Origin of the sequence: Weizmannia sp. FSL W8-0676, from assembly GCF_038593015.1 — a bacterium.
Taxonomy (GTDB): domain Bacteria; phylum Bacillota; class Bacilli; order Bacillales; family Bacillaceae_C; genus Weizmannia; species Weizmannia coagulans.
The window spans coordinates 1,435,989-1,454,194 of record NZ_CP151954.1 but is presented as its reverse complement, the minus strand read 5'-3'; the positions used below and the strand labels follow the sequence as shown (position 1 = coordinate 1,454,194).

General features: G+C 47.9%; 18 protein-coding genes and 1 pseudogene. 7 read left to right on the top strand and 12 right to left on the bottom strand.

Features of this window, described 5'->3' with window-relative positions:
- Positions 1 to 46 precede the first annotated feature (46 nt).
- Positions 47 to 304, bottom strand: a complete 258-nt coding sequence (locus tag NST20_RS07025) for a hypothetical protein (protein WP_061566580.1) — start codon at positions 302 to 304, stop codon at positions 47 to 49.
- A 98-nt stretch (positions 305 to 402) separates the two neighbouring features.
- On the opposite strand from NST20_RS07025, the pseudogene NST20_RS07020 reads away from it, so the two are divergent.
- Positions 403 to 550: pseudogene (locus tag NST20_RS07020) on the top strand (small acid-soluble spore protein P).
- A 181-nt stretch (positions 551 to 731) separates the two neighbouring features.
- Positions 732 to 983: a GlsB/YeaQ/YmgE family stress response membrane protein gene (locus NST20_RS07015; protein ID WP_013859301.1), complete on the top strand. Its 252-nt coding sequence runs from the start codon at positions 732 to 734 to the stop codon at positions 981 to 983.
- Between the two features lie 32 nt (positions 984 to 1,015).
- Here NST20_RS07015 and NST20_RS07010 read toward each other — a convergent pair whose 3' ends face one another.
- The 4 genes from NST20_RS07010 to NST20_RS06995 all read right to left on the bottom strand — a co-directional run bounded on the left by NST20_RS07010 (position 1,016) and on the right by NST20_RS06995 (position 4,434).
- A complete protein-coding gene (locus NST20_RS07010; protein WP_342400320.1) occupies positions 1,016 to 1,624 on the bottom strand; it encodes a lytic transglycosylase domain-containing protein in 609 nt (202 codons plus the stop codon).
- Positions 1,625 to 1,728: 104 nt separating this feature from the next.
- Positions 1,729 to 3,348 (bottom strand): long-chain fatty acid--CoA ligase, encoded by a 1,620-nt coding sequence (locus tag NST20_RS07005; RefSeq protein WP_342400319.1) that lies wholly within the window; start codon positions 3,346 to 3,348, stop codon positions 1,729 to 1,731.
- Between the two features lie 41 nt (positions 3,349 to 3,389).
- Positions 3,390 to 4,070 carry an LrgB family protein gene (locus tag NST20_RS07000; protein WP_342400318.1) on the bottom strand — a complete coding sequence of 227 codons (681 nt, stop codon included), beginning with the start codon at positions 4,068 to 4,070 and terminating at the stop codon, positions 3,390 to 3,392.
- On the bottom strand, positions 4,039 to 4,434 hold the full coding sequence (locus NST20_RS06995; protein ID WP_041819658.1) for a CidA/LrgA family protein: 396 nt from the start codon (positions 4,432 to 4,434) through the stop codon (positions 4,039 to 4,041). The genes NST20_RS07000 and NST20_RS06995 overlap by 32 nt, the downstream gene beginning before the upstream one ends.
- A 171-nt stretch (positions 4,435 to 4,605) precedes the next feature.
- Here NST20_RS06995 and NST20_RS06990 point away from each other — a divergent pair, with 171 nt between their 5' ends.
- Positions 4,606 to 4,881, top strand: coding sequence for an alpha/beta-type small acid-soluble spore protein (locus tag NST20_RS06990; protein WP_342400317.1), 276 nt, complete (start codon positions 4,606 to 4,608; stop codon positions 4,879 to 4,881).
- A 62-nt stretch (positions 4,882 to 4,943) separates the two neighbouring features.
- On the opposite strand, the gene NST20_RS06985 is transcribed toward NST20_RS06990, so the two are convergent.
- From NST20_RS06985 to NST20_RS06975, 3 genes are all read right to left on the bottom strand, one after another.
- Positions 4,944 to 6,962 carry an ABC transporter ATP-binding protein gene (locus NST20_RS06985; protein WP_328014195.1) on the bottom strand — a complete coding sequence of 673 codons (2,019 nt, stop codon included), beginning with the start codon at positions 6,960 to 6,962 and terminating at the stop codon, positions 4,944 to 4,946.
- Entirely contained in the window at positions 6,962 to 8,713 is a 1,752-nt protein-coding gene (locus tag NST20_RS06980) for an ABC transporter ATP-binding protein (RefSeq protein WP_207369218.1), read from the bottom strand. Before NST20_RS06980 ends, NST20_RS06985 begins: the two co-directional genes overlap by 1 nt.
- 156 nt (positions 8,714 to 8,869) lie before the next feature.
- Positions 8,870 to 9,184, bottom strand: coding sequence for an iron-sulfur cluster assembly accessory protein (locus NST20_RS06975; protein WP_328014193.1), 315 nt, complete (start codon positions 9,182 to 9,184; stop codon positions 8,870 to 8,872).
- A 382-nt stretch (positions 9,185 to 9,566) separates the two neighbouring features.
- Here NST20_RS06975 and NST20_RS06970 point away from each other — a divergent pair, with 382 nt between their 5' ends.
- A complete protein-coding gene (locus tag NST20_RS06970; RefSeq protein WP_342400316.1) occupies positions 9,567 to 10,919 on the top strand; it encodes an MFS transporter in 1,353 nt (450 codons plus the stop codon).
- Between the two features lie 41 nt (positions 10,920 to 10,960).
- On the opposite strand, the gene NST20_RS06965 is transcribed toward NST20_RS06970, so the two are convergent.
- Positions 10,961 to 11,779: a hypothetical protein gene (locus NST20_RS06965; RefSeq protein WP_342400315.1), complete on the bottom strand. Its 819-nt coding sequence runs from the start codon at positions 11,777 to 11,779 to the stop codon at positions 10,961 to 10,963.
- A 141-nt stretch (positions 11,780 to 11,920) separates the two neighbouring features.
- Here NST20_RS06965 and NST20_RS06960 point away from each other — a divergent pair, with 141 nt between their 5' ends.
- On the top strand, positions 11,921 to 13,018 hold the full coding sequence (locus tag NST20_RS06960; RefSeq protein ID WP_342400414.1) for a DUF3900 domain-containing protein: 1,098 nt from the start codon (positions 11,921 to 11,923) through the stop codon (positions 13,016 to 13,018).
- A gap of 27 nt (positions 13,019 to 13,045) precedes the next feature.
- On the opposite strand, the gene NST20_RS06955 is transcribed toward NST20_RS06960, so the two are convergent.
- The 3 genes from NST20_RS06955 to NST20_RS06945 all read right to left on the bottom strand — a co-directional run bounded on the left by NST20_RS06955 (position 13,046) and on the right by NST20_RS06945 (position 16,058).
- Complete coding sequence (locus NST20_RS06955; protein WP_342400314.1) at positions 13,046 to 14,443, bottom strand: amino acid permease; 1,398 nt, start codon at positions 14,441 to 14,443, stop codon at positions 13,046 to 13,048.
- A 241-nt stretch (positions 14,444 to 14,684) separates the two neighbouring features.
- The gene (locus NST20_RS06950) at positions 14,685 to 14,822 is read right to left on the bottom strand and encodes a hypothetical protein (protein WP_017552812.1); all 138 of its coding nucleotides are present in this window, start codon (positions 14,820 to 14,822) and stop codon (positions 14,685 to 14,687) included.
- A 204-nt stretch (positions 14,823 to 15,026) separates the two neighbouring features.
- The gene (locus tag NST20_RS06945; RefSeq protein WP_342400313.1) at positions 15,027 to 16,058 is read right to left on the bottom strand and encodes a polysaccharide pyruvyl transferase family protein; all 1,032 of its coding nucleotides are present in this window, start codon (positions 16,056 to 16,058) and stop codon (positions 15,027 to 15,029) included.
- 408 nt (positions 16,059 to 16,466) lie between these two features.
- On the opposite strand from NST20_RS06945, the gene NST20_RS06940 reads away from it, so the two are divergent.
- Together NST20_RS06940 and NST20_RS06935 are read left to right on the top strand one after the other, a co-directional pair.
- Positions 16,467 to 17,159, top strand: a complete 693-nt coding sequence (locus tag NST20_RS06940) for a response regulator transcription factor (protein ID WP_019721202.1) — start codon at positions 16,467 to 16,469, stop codon at positions 17,157 to 17,159.
- Positions 17,156 to 18,160 carry a sensor histidine kinase gene (locus tag NST20_RS06935; protein WP_019721201.1) on the top strand — a complete coding sequence of 335 codons (1,005 nt, stop codon included), beginning with the start codon at positions 17,156 to 17,158 and terminating at the stop codon, positions 18,158 to 18,160. The genes NST20_RS06940 and NST20_RS06935 overlap by 4 nt, the downstream gene beginning before the upstream one ends.
- The last annotated feature ends 46 nt before the right edge of the window (positions 18,161 to 18,206 follow it).

The window sequence follows — 18,206 nt, the reverse complement described above, 5'->3', positions numbered from 1 at the left end:
CATCTGCCCCTTCGAGTAAAATTTTACACATACGATTCTCCCCGCTTTAATGCAAACCTGTATGTTTTACGATTTTATCCAAATCGCGCCGGAACTGTTCCAATTGCACCCGTTGCGTTTCGCTCGCCACTTCGAGCGCATTTTCGATCTCCTGGTACGTTTCGTTGATTTCTTCTTTCAAATGGGCGAGCTGGTGCCCGGCATCTTCACTGCCCATGTCCAAATTCTGCAGGATGTCTTCCGCCAGGGCCATGTGCTGCCCGGCCGCTTGAAACGCCTGCTGTTTGTCTTTATGGTAAGGCATTGTCATCTCTCCTTCAAAAGATAGTATGTTCAATTTTTTTCATGATATGCTGTATAACCGCTTTGCAAAAAGCAAATTGTATAGTTGGAGGGATGAAAATGGTGAATAAAAACGACGGAAATGATATCCGCAGAAACCAGCCAAAAACAAACAACAGCGGGCAGCCGGAACCGTTAAGCGGCTCAAAAAAAGGTTAAAAACCGGAACCATTCAAGGCAAAAGCACAATCCCGGGCATGATATGTAAACTTTAAACCAAAGGATTGCCGGCTTTCCCCTTTCCCCTGAAAAGTTCCACATATTTGTCTTTTTAGATGTTTTAGAATATTACTGCCCATGTTTAGCCCGGTACAAAAAAGGCAATAAGTAAGTACAACGAGTTCGATAAAACAAGATATGAAACTTAAGTTAACAGGAGGAATGTGAAAATGTCGTTTATTCTATATTTGATCGTAGGCGGGATTATTGGATGGCTTGCAGGATTGATCATGGGACGGGACATCCCGGGCGGTATCATCGGGAACATTATTGCCGGGATTGTCGGTGCATGGCTTGGCGGCGCGATTTTCGGAAACTGGGGGCCGCATATCGCAGGGATGGCGATCATACCGGCTTTAATCGGGGCGATCATTCTCGTCTTTGTATTAAGCTTTATTTTAAGAATAGCAAGAAAAGCATAACAGTAAAAAAGGGCGGCCGGAACCGCCCTTTTTTATTTGCTTGCTTTTTCTAAACCTTCTTTTTGATAAAGGCGTACATAGTACATCACTTCGGACACGTATTTGCGGCTGTGATTATACGCAAAAACCGCTTTTTGAATCTGCCCGTTTGCTGCCCCGTTTTTCGACAAATAATTTGCCGCGCTGAAAATCGCGTCTTTATCGTTAAACGGGTCTGCTTTCCCGTCCCCGTCCGCATCGACGCCATATCCTCCGTATTTTTTTATGACAGCCGGGTTCGTTTCTTCATTTTTCGGGATGTCTCCTTTTCCAAGGCCGCGGCATGACGGATGTTTCCAGCCAACAAAAGTGCACGGCATAAATTGCATCGGGCCTTGGGCGCCAGCCGGGGAGACCATCGGCTTCATCGTTGAAAACCTAGTTTCCACCCGGTGATGAGCGGCAAGCACATACCAGGGAACCCCGTATATTTTCTCTGCTTCCAGATAGATGGACAAATATTTTTCAGGGATTTGGGGATTCGTTTTTTTCTGGATGTTCTCTTCGAAAATAAAATAGGCGCTTAACACGATGACCGGAATAAATAGGACGATCCACGTTTTACCCCGGTTCTGCTTCTTTTTCTTCCATGTTTTGGGCATTTCCATTTGAATCCTTTCGTCATTCCGTTAAAACCTCTCCCCTCTATATTATCGAATGAAAAAGCCGAAATCCATAGGAAGATTCCGGCTTTTTCCCACATGCATTACTGCACGCCTGCATAATGGTCCTGCAGCTGTTCTCGCAATGCCCGTTTTAAAAACTTGCCGACGGACGTTTTCGGGATTTCTTTCATAAACAAAATGTCGTCCGGGACCCACCATGAGGCAAATTGGATTTTTAAATAATCTTTTAGTTCCGCGGCCGTGATTTTGTTTTCGTATCCGCTTTTTAAAACCACACAGCCGAGCGGTCGTTCCTGCCATTTCGGGTGGGGAACGGCAATGACGGATGCTTCAAAGACCGCTTCATGCGACATGAGAGCGTTTTCAAGTTCGACGGAAGAAATCCACTCGCCGCCGCTTTTAATCAGGTCTTTTGTCCGGTCGGTAATCTTTAGGTACCCTTCCTGATCCACGACTGCAATATCTCCGGTATACAGCCAGCCATCCCTGAATGCTTCCTGCGTACGCTCGTCATTGTAATATTCATCCGCAATCCACGGCCCTCTTACGATCAGTTCTCCCATTGTTTTTCCGTCCCATGGCACTTCCCCGTTCTCATTGACGACTTTTACTTCAACGCCGGGAACAGGCAGCCCGGTTTTTCCTCTCACGTCCACAATTTCGTCCACGGTAAATGAGTCCATACTGCTTTTTAACGTGGCCAACGAAACAACCGGGGTCGTTTCCGTCATCCCGTAGCCAGTCATAAACGGCACTTTGTACGTTTCCTCGTAAGCGCGGATCAATCCCTTAGGCGATGCCGCTCCCCCGCTTACGATAAGGCGCAGGCTGCTGATATCATACGGCTTTTCCTGCAGCACTTTCAGCATGCCGATCCAAATCGTTGGAACGCCTGCTGTCATCGTGACTTTTTCTTTTTCAATGAGCTGTGCGAGAATTTCCGGTGTAAAAGAAGGCCCCGGCAGCACCTGGGTTGCCCCGAACCAGGTGGCTGCATAGGGAAGGCCCCAGGCATTGACATGAAACATCGGAACGACCGTCATGGCGACGTCGCGTTCCTGAACGCTGAGCTGGTCACTAAGCCCGAGCGCCATGCTGTGCAAATAAAGGCCGCGGTGGGAATAGACAACCCCTTTCGGATAGCCGGTCGTTGCCGACGTGTAGCACATTGCGGCTGGCGCATGTTCATCAAGGTCGTGTAAAAACGGATAACGCTCATCGCCTTCTTCCAGGATGGCTTCATAAGAGGAGACAGGAAACAAGGTAGTTTCCGGAATCGCCTTCTCATCGCTCATAATGATAAAATGCTCGACCGTTTTCAGGCGATCCCGGATTTTTTCAATCACCGGGACGAGATCTTCATCGATAAGCAAAATTTTATCTTCCGCATGGTTAATGACATGGGCGAGATGGTCTTCCGAAAGGCGGATGTTGACCATATGGAGGACAGCCCCGCGGCATGGCACGGCAAAATAGGCCTCCAAATGGCGGTGGTGGTTCCATGCAAACGTACCGACCCGGTCTCCTTTTTTCATGCCGAGTTTTTCCAGCGCACTCGCAAGCCGGCGTGTCCGTTTTGCAATTTCACGATACGGAATCCGCTTAATCCCGGTGTGCGTCCGCGAGATGACATATTTCTCGGGAAAATAGCGTTCAGCCCTCTCGATCATCGAAGAAAGCAGAAGCGGCGTCTTCATCATCAGTATCTACCCCTTTATCTGTAATATATGTTTATCCCGGTTTAGAACAACCATGGCAGGATAAAAGAAGTTAAAATGGCGGCCATTCCCATCGCCACACCTGATACGGCACCCTGCAGCTCCCCTTCCTTTACGGCTTCCCCCGTTCCGATCCCATGGGAAATCGTGCCGAGCGCAAGGCCTCGCGATACCGGGTCATGGACGCGCGCCAAAGATAAGAGCTTCAGGCCGAACATGGCGCCGATCATCCCGGTAATCATGACAAACCCGGCGACCAGCACCTCATTGCCACCGATGATTTTTGCCACCTCGCTTGCAACCGGCACGGTGACGGATTTCACGGCAAGGGAAGCAAAAATATTGTGCGACAGCTGGAAAATTTTGGCCAGGGCGAGGGCGGTCCCGACAGTCAGCATGCTGCCTGAAAGAATGCCGCCGACAACCGGCAGAAAATAGCGCGCAAGAATCGCCCTGTTTTTATAAAGCGGCACAGCCAGCGCAACGGTGGCCGGGCCGAGAAAATAGGTCATGACCCCTTTTGCGGGAAGATACGCTTTATAGGATATATGGCTTGCGGTCAATAGCATGATCAATACCACCGTACTGAAAAATACAGGCGTTGTGAACGAGGAAGGAAACCTTCTCGATAACCGCAACGACAGCAGGTAAACGAAAACGGTGATGAAAATGCTATAAAGTGTCACGGCGTAACTGCTGCTCATGGCTTGCCTCACGCCCCCTTGCCAAAAGCTGGGCGGACATCCCCGTCCCTACAATGCCGGCAACCGCGCTGACAGCCAGTATCACGATCAGCACCACGCCATTATGGAGGAAAAATGAACCGAGCGACATCAGCCCGACGGAAATCGGAATAAAAAAGAAGGATAAATGTTTTAAAATCCATGTTGCGCCCGTATCGATCCACTGCAGTTTCAAAATGCCCGTGATCAATAAAAGAAACAGCACCAACATGCCAAATACATTCCCCGGTACCGGCAAATGCAGGATTTTGACTGCTTCCAGCCCGATTTCGTAAATGACCCAGAGCAACCCGATCTGCAATGCACCAATTACTGCTTTTTTCACGTTGATACTCCCTTTTTATTTGCTGTATTATTACAGTTCTTATTATACAAATATTCCATACAGATTTTAAATATCCTGTATGATTTTTTCAAAAAAATCATTTTTCGTTTTTTCTCCCCGGCGCATAAAAGCAGCTGGCCATCCGCATCCTATTAAGGGGAGGGAATCCGCATGCCAAAACGAAAAAGAAAACCGCTTATCGCAGAATCAAGAAGCGCGCTTGACCGGTTCAAAACCGAAGTGATGGCCAAAGAAGGATATCGTACCGATACGGACCACCCGGACGATATCAAATACGAGGTGGCCAGTGAACGCGGCATTCCGCTTCAAAAAGGCTATAACGGCAAACTGACGGCTGAACAGGCCGGGAAAGTCGGCGGGCCGATCGGCGGAAACATGGTGAAAGAACAGGTCCGGATAGCCCAGGAACAATTAAAGAAAAAATAAAACGGGCAGAGAATTTCCCTGCCCGTTTGTTATAGTACAGGTTTCGCTTCGCCTTGCCGGATTTATCCGGCTGCTTCCGTTCCGCCTGAATGCTGCATTTGGTACATTTGATAATACTTCCCTTTTCTTTCCATCAGCTCTTCATGGCTTCCGCGCTCCACAATCCGGCCGCGGTCCAACACCAAAATTTGGTCGGCATTTTTGATGGTGGAAAGCCGGTGGGCAATGATAAACGTGGTCCTTCCTTTTTTCAGGACATCCATGGCATGCTGGATGGCCAATTCCGTTTCCGTATCAATATTGGACGTCGCCTCATCAAGAATTAAGATAGCCGGGTCAAAAGCAAGTGCGCGGGCAAACGAGATGAGCTGGCGCTGCCCGCTCGATAAAGTGCTCCCCTTTTCAAAGACCGGTTCATCGAGCCCTTCTTCCAGATTTCCGATCACTTGATCGGCGCCGACCGCTTTTAACACGGCAGCCGCTTTTTCCCTTGTAATCCGCGGGTCCCCGAGGCTGACATTTGAATAAATCGTGCCGGTAAACAAATACGGGTCCTGCAGCACGATCGCCATATGTTCACGGACGGCCTGCCGCGGAAGCGACCGGATATCCGTCCCGTCAATCCGGATTTCTCCTTCATTACAGTCGTAAAAACGGAACAGCACATTCATAATGGAACTTTTCCCGGATCCGGTATGGCCGACAAGCGCGACCGTTTCACCCGGCTTTGCCTCAAAGTCAATGTCTTTCAGCACATATTCGTTTTCTTTGTAGCCGAAAAAGACGTGCCGGAACTCCACATGCCCTTTAAAGCGCGGTACGGATTTCGCCTCCGCATCCTCGCCTTTTTCGTCCAGCAGCCTGAAAACACGTTCGCCGGCAACAAGCGCCTGCTCAAGATTGCTGAACTGGTTGACAATATTGCTGATCGGGTTAAACAGCCGGTTAATATAGTCCACATAGGCATACAAAAGGCCGACGGAGAGCCCGGCTGACAAACCGGAAAGGGCGCTGTGCCCGAAATACCAGAGAAACGCCACAAGCACGAGATTTTTTAAAATGCCGGTTAAATTATGGGACGACAGGGCGTTTAACATCAGCATTTTGTTCTGGTATTTAAAATGCGTCCGATTCAGCTGTTCAAAGGTTTCCTTCGTTTGCTTTTCGCGCCGGAAAGCCTGGATGACCGGCATGCCCTGGATCGACTCATTGATCATGGCATTCATTTCGCTCACTTTCGAACGGATCATCCGGTTGTACTGCTGGGCAAACTTCCGGTATACCCGCATCCACAGCCATAAAATGGGCATTAACAACAGGCAGACAAGCGCAAGTTTCCAGTCGAGCAAAAACATTGCAATATAAATGCCGGCAATATAAACCAGGCCGCTGAAAAAGTTTGACAGCACAGCCACATACAATTCGTGGATGGCTTCCGTATCATTGGTGATGCGCGAGACAATCTTTCCGGCCGGCAGGTTGTCAAAAAATGGGATCGGCAATTTTTGCAAGTGGATAAAAAGGTCATTCCGCATTTTCTGGATAATCCGGTTTGCAGCTTTTTGCAAATAAAAATATTGCGTAAACTGGCCGAATCCCGACACAACATAAAGGCCGAAATACAAGATTAACAGTTTCAAAATATACGGGATTTCCGGGCTGTAAAAGCGGAGCACGCCCGCATAGGATATCTTTTCCGCCCGGTAAGAAGCCGTTTTGCCATTATAGGTCATATACAGTTTTCCGTCCCGGTACGTATTTTTCCCGCCGGTTTCAACACGGCCTTTTACGAAATAAAAGTTTCTTCCTGCCTGGACAATCGTCCGCTTCTTTCCTTTTTTCTCCTCAGCGGAAGCATAAACAAGCCGTTTGTAATGGCGGCCGTGATAAGAAACCGCCTGGCGGGCATCATGGGTCTCCACCCATACGCTTTCAATGCCGGTGATATGGCGGTCAATCATCGTTTTTGCCACGATCGGGCTGAACACATCCGCCCCAACGGCAACCATAAGGGCCGCGAGCGCAATCAAAATGGAACGTTTAAAGTTCATCGCATAGCGGAAAAGCCGTTTTGCAGCCATTATGCTTCCACCTCCTCACGGGACTTGAGCTGTTGGCGCATGTACTGTTCGTAATACCAGCCCTTGTTTTTCAACAGCTGTTCGTGCGTCCCTTCCTCCGTGATAAGGCCGTTATCGAGGACGACAATCCACTGGGCGTGTTCAATCGCCGACAGCCGGTGGGTCGCGATGATGGTCGTTTTATTTTTCCGCTCTTTCCGGATGTTCGCAATAATGGACGCCTCGGTCTTGGCATCGACAGCGGACAGCGCGTCATCCAGGATCAGAATTTCCGGATCTTTTATGACGGCCCGTGCAATCGAGATCCGCTGTTTCTGCCCGCCTGATAAAGCCACCCCTTTTTCGCCGACAAGCGTTTCAAGGCCGTCCGGGAGCATTTCAATATCTTTTTCAAGCGATGCGGTCCGGATTGCTTTCTGCAGTTCCGCTTCCCCAGCCGAATCGGTACCGAACAGAATGTTTTCTTTCACCGTTCTGGAGAAAAGCACATGGTCCTGCGGCACATACCCGATCCAGCCTAACACTTCTTCTTTGCTCAGTTGTTCAATCGGGACGCCGGACACAAGCAGCCGGCCGCTTCCAAGCGGGTATTCGCGCAACAGTTGTTTGATCAACGTTGTTTTTCCGCTGCCGGTTTTGCCGGTGATTCCGACCGTCTCCCCTTTTTTGATCTTTAAATGAATATGCTTCAGGTTCTCTTCCCGCGACTTCGGATAGTGGAAAGTATAATCGGCAAATTCTATGATATCCGGCTGTTCAACCGTTTTCGGGTTTTCCGGGTCTTTTACATCTTCCGCATACCGCAATGTTTCATTTACACGATCCAGCGAAGCATTGCCGCGCTGCATGACATTCATTAATTCCCCGATCGCAAACATCGGCCATGTCAGCATGCCCAAATAGACATTAAAGGAAACAAGATTTCCAAGTGTAATTTGCTGGTGAAAAACGAGATAAGTGCCGTAAGCAAGGCCGATCGTGTAACTCATCCCGGTAATGATCTTTGTCAGCGGGTTAAAAAGCGCGTCAATTTTTTCGACCGCAATGTTTTTTTGATAAACGTCCTCCGTCATCGCCCGGAATCTTGATACGTCCGCTTTTTCTTGGTTATAAGCACGGATGACACGGACGCCGGCAACCGACTCCAGCACCCGGTTATTTAAATCCCCGAAGGCGTCCTGGGCGACGGTAAAGCGTTTATGGATTTTCTCTCCCAGCACTTTAATGCCGGCTGCCAGAAACGGAAGCGGCAAGATCGAAACGAGCGTTAACTTCCATGAGATCAGCACGGCCATGGTCAGAATAATGGTCAGCATATACATTGTTGAATCAACAAGCGTCAGAATCCCGAAACCCGCTGTCTGGGATACTGCCCGCAAATCATTCGTCGCCCGCGCCATAAGATCGCCCGTACGGTTCCGTTCAAAAAAAGGGGGCGCCATTTTTAAAAAATGGTTCATTAACCGGGACCGCAGCATTTTTTCCACGATAAACGCCCCGCCGAACAAGTTATACTGCCATATATAGGTCAGGCCGTAAAGGGCAGCTGCAATCGCCAGCATAACGCCGATGTAGAGGGAAAAAATGTGTGCTGTCATCTCCCCGGTGAATATTTTATCAATGGAATCGCCGAGAATCATCGGCGGAAGCACTTCCAGCAAGTTGACAATTGAAAGCGCAAGCACTGCAATCGCATATCTTTTCCAATAGGCTTTAAAAAACCACCCTAATTTCCCCAGTACACTAAACAAACCGTCGTCCTCCTCCCGTCATTTCTGTCTCTACCCGCCTTCTTTCTCTCCGTAAGACAATAGCAAAACCGGATGATGCTTCATCCTCTTCATCCCCTTTTTCAAAATGTCCATAGCCTGGAAAAGCACAGCCCTTCAACATAAAGTTCAAAAAAATCAATGGTGATGGTGATGACCGTGTTCGCGTTCAATCCTCGGGTTTGTAATCACGAATTCTTCCTGCGGTACGTAAAAATACTGGATCCAGATGCCGTCCAAATACGGCTCGCGTGAATCAAGCAAAATATCAATGCCCTTATCCGTTTTGACAATTTCATCCTGTTCTCCCGGTGTATCCAGCGTGATGTCGTAATGGGCATGGTCACCGTGCATCTCGGTCACAAAGACGCGGATCATTTTTCCTTCCGCATCTCCTTCATCCAATATTTTTTTTAACATTTTTGCGGCATTCCGATTGATTTTAACGTTCATGTTCCTACCTCAATTCTTCTTGTTTTTGTTTCTTTATTATGACAGAAAAAACGGAAATCGCAAACCGGAATGCTTCGTGTGATGTGGCGAATATATACTCACAGGACAAACTGCTCTGTAATTAAGTTTACCAAGCGAACAGCCGGTGTTTTCCTGCAGTATTGGCTGAATTTATACGGCTTTAGAGGGCATGCCTGATGTGTTTCAGCTGCACTCCCGGGCCTGGCCAGATTCAGGCCGGGATACCGGATCTTCACTGGCATAATATTTGCACACCCGAAATATTTGTTGTATGATACTTCTGTTTTTGAACGGGCATGAAAGAAAATGAAAAGGATATTCTGTAGAAAGAAGGCTTTCATCTGAAGCGAGGGGGATTGTTATGGCTTTATCCAATAGAACGGTTTTTTTAACGGCCATCGCTTCCGGTACGATGCTGAACCCGCTGAATTCATCGATGATCTCGCTCGCCCTTCACAGCATCCAAAAAGATTTCCATTTGAGTTTTTCAACTGTGTCGTGGCTCATTTCATCCTTTTATTTGGCAAGCGCGGTTGCCCAGCCTGTAACCGGAAAAATCGGCGATATGATCGGGCGCAAAAAAATGTTTCTTGCAGGGCTGTTGCTTGTTGCCGTTTCGGCAATCGGCGCGCCGCTTGCACCGGCCTTTTTCGTGCTGCTTCTCATGCGGCTTTTCCAATCGATCGGTTCCAGTGCCATTTATCCGTCCGGTGTCGCACTGATTCGTACCCATATTCATGAAAACCAGGCCTCGGCGCTTGCTGTCCTTTCCATTTTTGCGTCGGCCATGACGGCACTCGGGCCGACTGCCGGCGGGATTTTAATCGGGATTGGCGGCTGGCCGTCGATTTTTCTCGTGAACTTTCCTTTTATCTTGATTAGTTTTCTGCTTGGCTGGTTTATCTTCCCGAAAGATCCGGAGAACAGGCATGCTTCTTTCAAAGATGTTGTGCACGAGCTCGACTGGACCGGCATTTTCCTGTTTGCTGCCGGGCTTGTGCTGCTTTTGTATTTTCTGCTGGAACTGGAATCATCTGTCCATATTTGGACCGGTGCAGCAGGCATTGTGCTACTTGTCCTATTTGTGATCTATGAAGCCAGAACGGGCCGCCCGTTTATCGATGTCCGCTTTTTATACAAACACCGGTCCCTCTCTGTTGTGTATTTGCAATTTATCGTGCTGAATTTATTCAATTACTGTTTGTTCTTCGGGCTGCCGAGCTTCTACCAGGACGGGCTCCATTTCAGCGTGCACACCAGCGGGTTCATGATGCTCTTTATGTCCGGCGCAAGCATCCTCATTTCCCTCGTTTCGGGCAAATGGATTGACCATGCCGGAACCGCCGGGCCGATCCGTATCGGTGCTTTAACCATGATTGCCGGCGCCGTTTTCATGGCATTTTTCTTTATCCATGCCCCGGTCTGGCTGATGGGTGTGATTCTGTTTATCCTGGGCATCGGTTACGGGATCGGCAATGTTGCACTGCAGGCGGCGATGCTGAACGAATCGCCCGAAACCATGGTCGGCACAAGCTCCGGCCTTTTCCAAACATGCCGGTATTTAGGCTCCATCCTGTCATCGGTGACACTCGGCGTTGTGTTCGCAAGCGGCATGTCACCAGCGCGTTTCCTCGTGCTGGCAGCCGTTTTGATTGCAGTAAGCGCATTTTTCTTTCTGCTCAGCTTAAAAACGGCGCGTGCCCGGGCAGTATAACAGAAAAAACGCGGCAAAAGGAAGTATGCCGCGTTTTTTCCTTACCGCCTCTTTTTTGCCAAAATAGAGAGCAAACCAATGCTCATCCAAATTAAAGAAAACAGAAACGCAATGCCTGAAAACGCCAAAATATATGAATTATAAGCCGAGATGCGCGCAATCAGGCCGCTTGTCCGGAACCCGAAAAGAAAACCGGCCACATTCAGGAAAACAAGAAAACCAAAAATTGTCAGGCAGCCGTTCCATGCCCCTTTTAAATCTGCGGCGCTCAACGAAATATGCGACGAAATGCAAATCCCGGCAATGGCAAAAATCCAAAAACGGGGGTTCATCAAGTTTTCGATTGAAAAAAGATAGCTGGCGAGTGCGCCGATAGAATGGCCAAAAAATGCAAAGAAACTTTCGAGGCCGGAATACGGATGAAGCCCTGTCCTGATTGCCTGCATGAACGGCCGGTATGTATCCGGCAATAAAACATACATGCCTAGCGACAAAATCAAAATGCCGATATACACAGGGGCAGTTCCAATGAAAAAATTTCCGATTTTCTGGTAAATGCTGCCCGGGTTGTATTGGTGGCTTACATACCCAAGCGTGCCATCACCGCTTTTCAGCTGGAGCCATTTGATCTCGACAATTTCATGCCTGAAAATGCCGCACATCAAGGCATGGCTAAATTCATGGACCGGCGTACCGAGCCATGCCGTCACCGCAATCCCCTTCCACCCGAAAACGTGGTAAATGAAGGCCGTTGCCCGCTTTTCCAAAAAACCGAGCACAAACCCGACCACAATGATCGTTCCAAGCAGGTTGACAAGTTCAACCATACTTAAAAGCAGAATATGTAAAAAGGTTTGCAAATCCCCACCTCTTTTTTCAAAAATCCGTTTTCCCACCCATTTTAATCCCGCAAATCATCCGCGTCCAGCAAGCACATTGTGGAAACCCGTTTTTTCAAGTAAAATAGTGCGCAGTGAAAAAAGAGAAACCGGGTGAAGCGATTGGATTTTAATATCCATTTCCTTTCTTTTTACGTCATCCAGACAGACGGAGAGGGCGAACAAACAAGAAAACAGTTCAGGCACTTTCAAACTTTGGATCACGAAGATTATGAGGTTAGCAATGTAAAAGACTTTCTCGATGGCGAACTTGAAAAAATTGTAAAAAGGAAAGTGGACAAGCATCCGAAGTCCGAACAAGTGCCGACGAAAATCGGCCACTTTATTGTGGAACCGGGCTACGGCCTTGACTCCAATCCGAACTTCAATTTGTTTAACCGTGCGCGCATGGCCCGCACGATCGGTGATTTTCAAAAAGCAAGCGAAGCCTTTCTCGCCGCTTATTTAGACACCAATGCTGTCAGGGACGGCGCGTTTCTGATCGCAAATGCAACGATGCGGAAATACTTCGATGAGCCGTTTGTTTTTTTGTTGAAATGCGATTTCGAACCGAAAGTCGCCGCGATTGCCGATGAATCCACTTTGCTGAAAAAAGTGGAAATGGCGATTACCACAAAAGGCATGAAATCCATCCAGTATCCGTACATGCCGGAAGAAGGCATGATTGAAGAATCAGAGCTGAAAATTCACCAGGCATCCCACGCCCGTTATTTCGAAGAATTTTTAAAGTATGTGGAATACGGCGACTCGATGCCGGAAATCATGAAAGCGCAAGTGAAGACGATGGTGGAAGAACATTTTCAGGAAGTGCTGCATGAAGACAGCATCGAATACGAACAATTGGAAAAAGAACTTGAGATTTGGGAAGCAAGCCCCAAGCGGGCGTTACAGGAGCGGTTACCGGCGGAACAGGTTATCGAAGCCGCGGCCCAGATTGCCGAAACCGCTCCGGAAGCCGATTTGCAGATGAAACTGGACCATATTTCGGTGAATGCCCTCCTTTCCGATTTTGGCGAAACGGTCCATCTCGCCAAAATCGGAAACCGGTATATCACAATCGTCGAGTCTGAATCCATCCTCTTTGAAAAAGGGTTTTCGCCCGTTGAATTTCTGCAGCCGGACGAACTAGAGAAAGTGCTTGGACGGTTGAAGAAGAAAGCCGGGGCCGGGATAACGGACATCGTAAATGAACAAAAATAGCGTGCGCAAATCGCACGCTATTTTTGTTCATGATTGGTGATCCAGTATCTTTTTCCCTTTGGATGCTGCAGGCTCCGCCGAACGGCCAATGCCGAAAACAAAATAGCAAACCGTAACAAGACCAAGAAAGACAATACCCGCAACAAGTGACATCCTCGTTTCATCATTAAACCACATGCCGATCAGGACAGCGATTAAAAATGCAATGGTTATATAGTTGGAAACAGGTGCAAACGGCATTTTAAACGGATGGTTTTTCATTTCAGCCTTTTTCATCTTTCTGAACCGGATCTGGCTGATTAAAATGACAAACCATGGCACCATCCCCGGTAGGACGCTTGCGCTGTATACATATACGAACAGATTTTTCGGTGCGATATAGCTTAACACCACACCAATCACAAGGCCGGCAAGCACACCGAGTGTACCTAAAAGCGGGACGCCGTTGCCCGATACTTTCGTGAAAATTTTCGGCGCCTGGCCGTTTACGCCGAGCGTATACAGCATCCGGCCGGCGCTGTAGATGCCGCTGTTGCAGCCGGATAAGGCGGCAGTGACAACAACAAAATTGATAATGCCGGCTGCGGCCGTAATGCCGATTTTTGCAAAAGTCGCCACAAACGGGCTGCCGATGGAATCCAGTTCATTCCACGGATAAAGCGTAACAATGACGAAAATGGCGCCAATATAGAAGATCAATATGCGCCAAATGATATTTTGGATCGCATTTTTCAATGTATGGCGGGGGTCTTTTGCTTCGCCCGCCGTAATCCCGATCAGCTCAACGCCCTGGTAGGCTGCCACTACCAAAGATAAGGCAAAGAAGAAACCTTTCAGCCCGCCGGTAAAGAAACCGCCATGCTCCCACAGATTGGAAAACCCGACGGCATGCCCCCCGTTGCCGATCCCGAATAAAATGATGGCAAGCCCGGCGATAATCATAAAAATAATCGTCACCACTTTAATCATTGCAAACCAGAACTCAAACTCCCCAAATGATTTTACAGATATGAGATTGGCCGTTCCGAGTATCACCATGGCTACAAACCCCGGAATCCATGCCGGCAGGTGCGGAAACCAAAATTGCATGTAAGATCCAACCGCAATGATTTCCGACATGCCGACAATCACCCACTGGAACCAGTTGCTCCAGGCTGTGAGAAAACCTGCGAGCGGATGGATGTATTGATGGCCGAATGTGGCAAAGGAACCCGTGCTTGGCTCAACGTAGAGCATTTCCCCCATTGCACGCATAATAAAAAAGATAAAAATACCGGCAATCGCATACGCGAGCAACACGGACGGACCTGTCCATTTAATGGTGCTGGCAGACCCCATAAACAACCCGACACCGATTGTGCCGCCAATCGCGATCATTTGAATATGCCGCGCATGCAACCCTCTGTTTAACTCTCTTCCTTCCACGCCATTCACTCCCGCTGTTTTTTTCAAACATGCTTAAAAAATAGAAAAATAGCATTGTCACAAATTACTTTTTAATTGTAATATGTTTTTACCCAGAATACAATTGTTTATATACAAGGAACAAATATTTTATTATCATAGAATAATTTAAACATTCCTTTTTTTCTTGTTTTAGAAAAAGACCGCCCCTGATGAAGAGAGCAGTCTTTTTCCGCCAATTCAAACCGTGCATCCGGTCTGGCTACCGGTTATTTTTTTCTCTTACATCATCATTCGGTGAATTTCCGGTTCCGTCTTTTGCTTTGCTGTTCGGCGTCCCGTATATTTGGTTGTCTTTCGTGACTTTCGCGCCTTCCAGAAAAGGATCTTTTTTCTTCATATGCATTCTCCTTCGAGGTTGATGGACGTTCAGCCGGGCCGCGCATGAGCAGGCTGCCCCGCCCTGCTTTCCCCGCTTATTTTACTATTTGCAGGCATGCGGCAAACATGCACGCCTTGTTTAAAAAAGCCCGGCGGATGCCAGCCGAGTAGGCATGCACAAAAGCGTGTTTGATGCGGCCGGCATCGGAATGGCACGCATCGTTTAAGATTTAAAATAATCCCGCAGCACCTGGAAATCTTCCGACAGATCTATTTCATTCGGTTCCGTCTGAAGCAGGCGGGCGATCAACGGTTCGAGTTCGTCTGGATCCTGCTTGTCCGTATACTGGATAAAATTCAATCCGGAAAGCCAGTCGGTATAGGAATGTTTTGCTTTCCCGTAGCTGTTGCCGAATACGAGGCACGGCGTTCTGGTGATAATCGAAAAAATCATCGCGTGCAGCCGGTCGGTAATGACAAGTTTGCGCGAGCCGATCCGGTGCAGCATTTTCATAAAATATTTTTCCCTGTCCGCGTAATCGATCGCGTCCACTTCCGATAACACGGTATCCGTGCGGTCAACAGGCCCGATGTTCGCAGCTCTTTCCATGAGCTCGGAAACAAAATTTTCATTTGTCACTTTTTCTTTATCGGCCCTTAACACAAAAAGCACGCCATCCCTTTCCAGATCCTGCGGCTCAATTTTTAACGACAGGACCATATCGGGGGTGTACAACACATTTGCACGAAAGGTCTCCTTGACGATTTGCAGGCTTTGCGATTCGCGGGCACATATGGTCAAATTCGGATTCATGCCATAGGCTTCCTGCGACTTCCTTTTCTCCCGCTGCCCTTTTTCGGTCGGTTCAAAATAAACGGATTGCGGCATAGAGATCGTTTTATAATTTTTAAAAGCCGAGATCACTTTTCGGCGGTCTTCTTCAATGTCCAGGTAGAGGCTGCCGAGATTGCCGCCACCGGTAAAGCAGACGATGTCATCTTTCCCGATGATGTTTTTTACAAATTCAATGCCGTCATCCGTCGCGTAGTCCATGATTTCAATGTATTCGTAATAAGGAAAATGGTTGCGGATAAATTTTTCCTCCGCATAGGCAATGGCCTGGTCCCCGATATTGGTGTAGCTTGGGGAACCAAAGAGGAAAATTTTTCTTTTATCATTGTATAAGGCATCGGATTCCACATTTGGGGCAATCCCCTTTGCCGGTTTTTTGCCATTTCGGATTTGTTCGCTCATACATTATCCCTCCGTCATCGTTACGTGATTATGCTTGCCGGATAATTTCTTGTACCCTTTTCTAAAGGGCAATACACTTGGATAAGCGAACAAATCTTAAAATTAGTTATTTTAATATATTATCTTTTTTTGTCTTTAAAAAGTTATGGTGTATTTGTAAACAGCAACGAGGGATTAAAAAGAACGGGGATTGAAAAAAGCTATAAAGGAACAACTACGGGCGTTAGCGATATCATCATAAAACCAGTTAGGTGAAAATAAATGACAGGCCATTTAGATATCACCATCCATCAGATATATGGTGCTTCAGGCTGGTTCTGTCTTTTGTAAGAGAATACCTGCAAATATAGCCTGCTGCCGCCTTTTCTTGTAAAATGGAGGGTAGCAAAAATAGAAAGAGTGGTCCGGTTGATAAAAATTCTAATCATTGAAGACGATGTGACGCTGTTTCGTGAGGTGAAAGAAAGGCTTTTGCAGTGGTCATTTGAAGTTGCGGGGATCCGCGATTTCGGGCATGTGATGGAGGAATTTGCGGAATTCCGGCCTGATCTGGTGGTCATTGACATCCAGCTTCCGAAATTTGACGGGTTCCACTGGTGCCGGCAGATTCGCGCACACTCCCATGTCCCGATCCTTTTCCTTTCTTCCCGCGACCATCCGACTGATATGGTGATGGCGATGCAGCTCGGTGCGGACGATTATGTGCAAAAGCCTTTTCATATCGACGTATTAATCGCCAAAATCCAGGCCATTTTGCGGCGGGTATATGCCTACACAAGCGAGCAGGCAGTTTTAAAAACATGGTGCGGGGCCACAATCGATTTGCAGAAAAACACGGTCGAAAACGAACATGGATGCATTGAACTGTCAAAAAACGAAATGTTTATTTTGAAAATTTTGGTGGACATGAAAAACCGGATTGTCAGCCGCACGCATCTGATCGAATGTTTATGGGACGATGAAAGGTTTGTGAGCGACAATACATTGACCGTGAACGTCAACCGCCTGCGGAAAAAGCTTTCCGCGATCGGGCTCGGCGACTGCATTGAAACAAAAGTGGGCCAGGGCTATATGGCCCTTGAAAAGGATGCCGGCCTATGATCCGGATGTTTCTTGCCGAACGTAAAAGCTGGGTGATTTTTTTTGCCGCCTGCCAGCTGTTGCTGCTTTTCATTGCATGGCTTGATCCGCAAATCGCGCTTTCATCTGTTCTTTATATTGTTTTTTTAGAAACGATTGCTTTTCTTCTTTTTCTTTTCTTTCGCGCCCGGAAAGAAGCAAAATTTTATCAGAGCCTTTTAGAATGGGGCGGGGATCTTGATACGCGCGACATCGCCCGCCCCGGAACCCCTTTTGAACAGATCGTGCATCAGGCCGTACAAGCGCAGGCGGAACATTTGCGGGCAGAAACCGACCGGAACGCGTCTACGGTGCAGGAAGAACAGGATGAATTAACAGCATGGGTACATGAGGTCAAAACGCCGATGACTGCCATGCAGCTTATCATTGACCGGCTTCAAGACGAAGAAGCAAAAGTGTCGCTCAATTATGAATGGCTGCGCATCCACCACCTGCTTGACAAACAGCTTCATGAAAAACGGATCAGCAATATGGAAAATGACGTTTATATGGAAAATGTTGACCTTAAACGCCTGATCTACCAGGAAATCAAAGCGATTCAGCCATGGTGCATCCAAAAAGGCATCGGTTTTGACATTTCGTCCGGGGTTCCGGCAATTGTGACAGATGCAAAATGGCTGTCGTTTATCCTCCGGCAACTGCTGGTGAATGCAGTCCAGTATAGTTGCGGGACAGACATCTCCATTTCCGGAAAAATGGCAGACGGCCGCTTCCATTTATCGGTGGCAGACAGGGGATGCGGCATTGACCCGAAAGATTTGCCGCGCATTTTTGAAAAGGGCTTTACGTCTTCTGACCGCAGCCAAAACAGGGGGGCAACCGGCCTCGGCCTGTACCTTGCCAAAAGGGCGGCGGAAAAATTAAATATTGTGCTTGCTGTCCAGTCAGTTCCCGGCGCCGGTTCCACCTTTACGCTCATCTTCCCGGAAAGAAATGGCTTGCAGCAAATTACAGGCATGTGACAAAACTGTCATATGCTTTTCTGTATTGTTAGCCGAAACGAAGGAA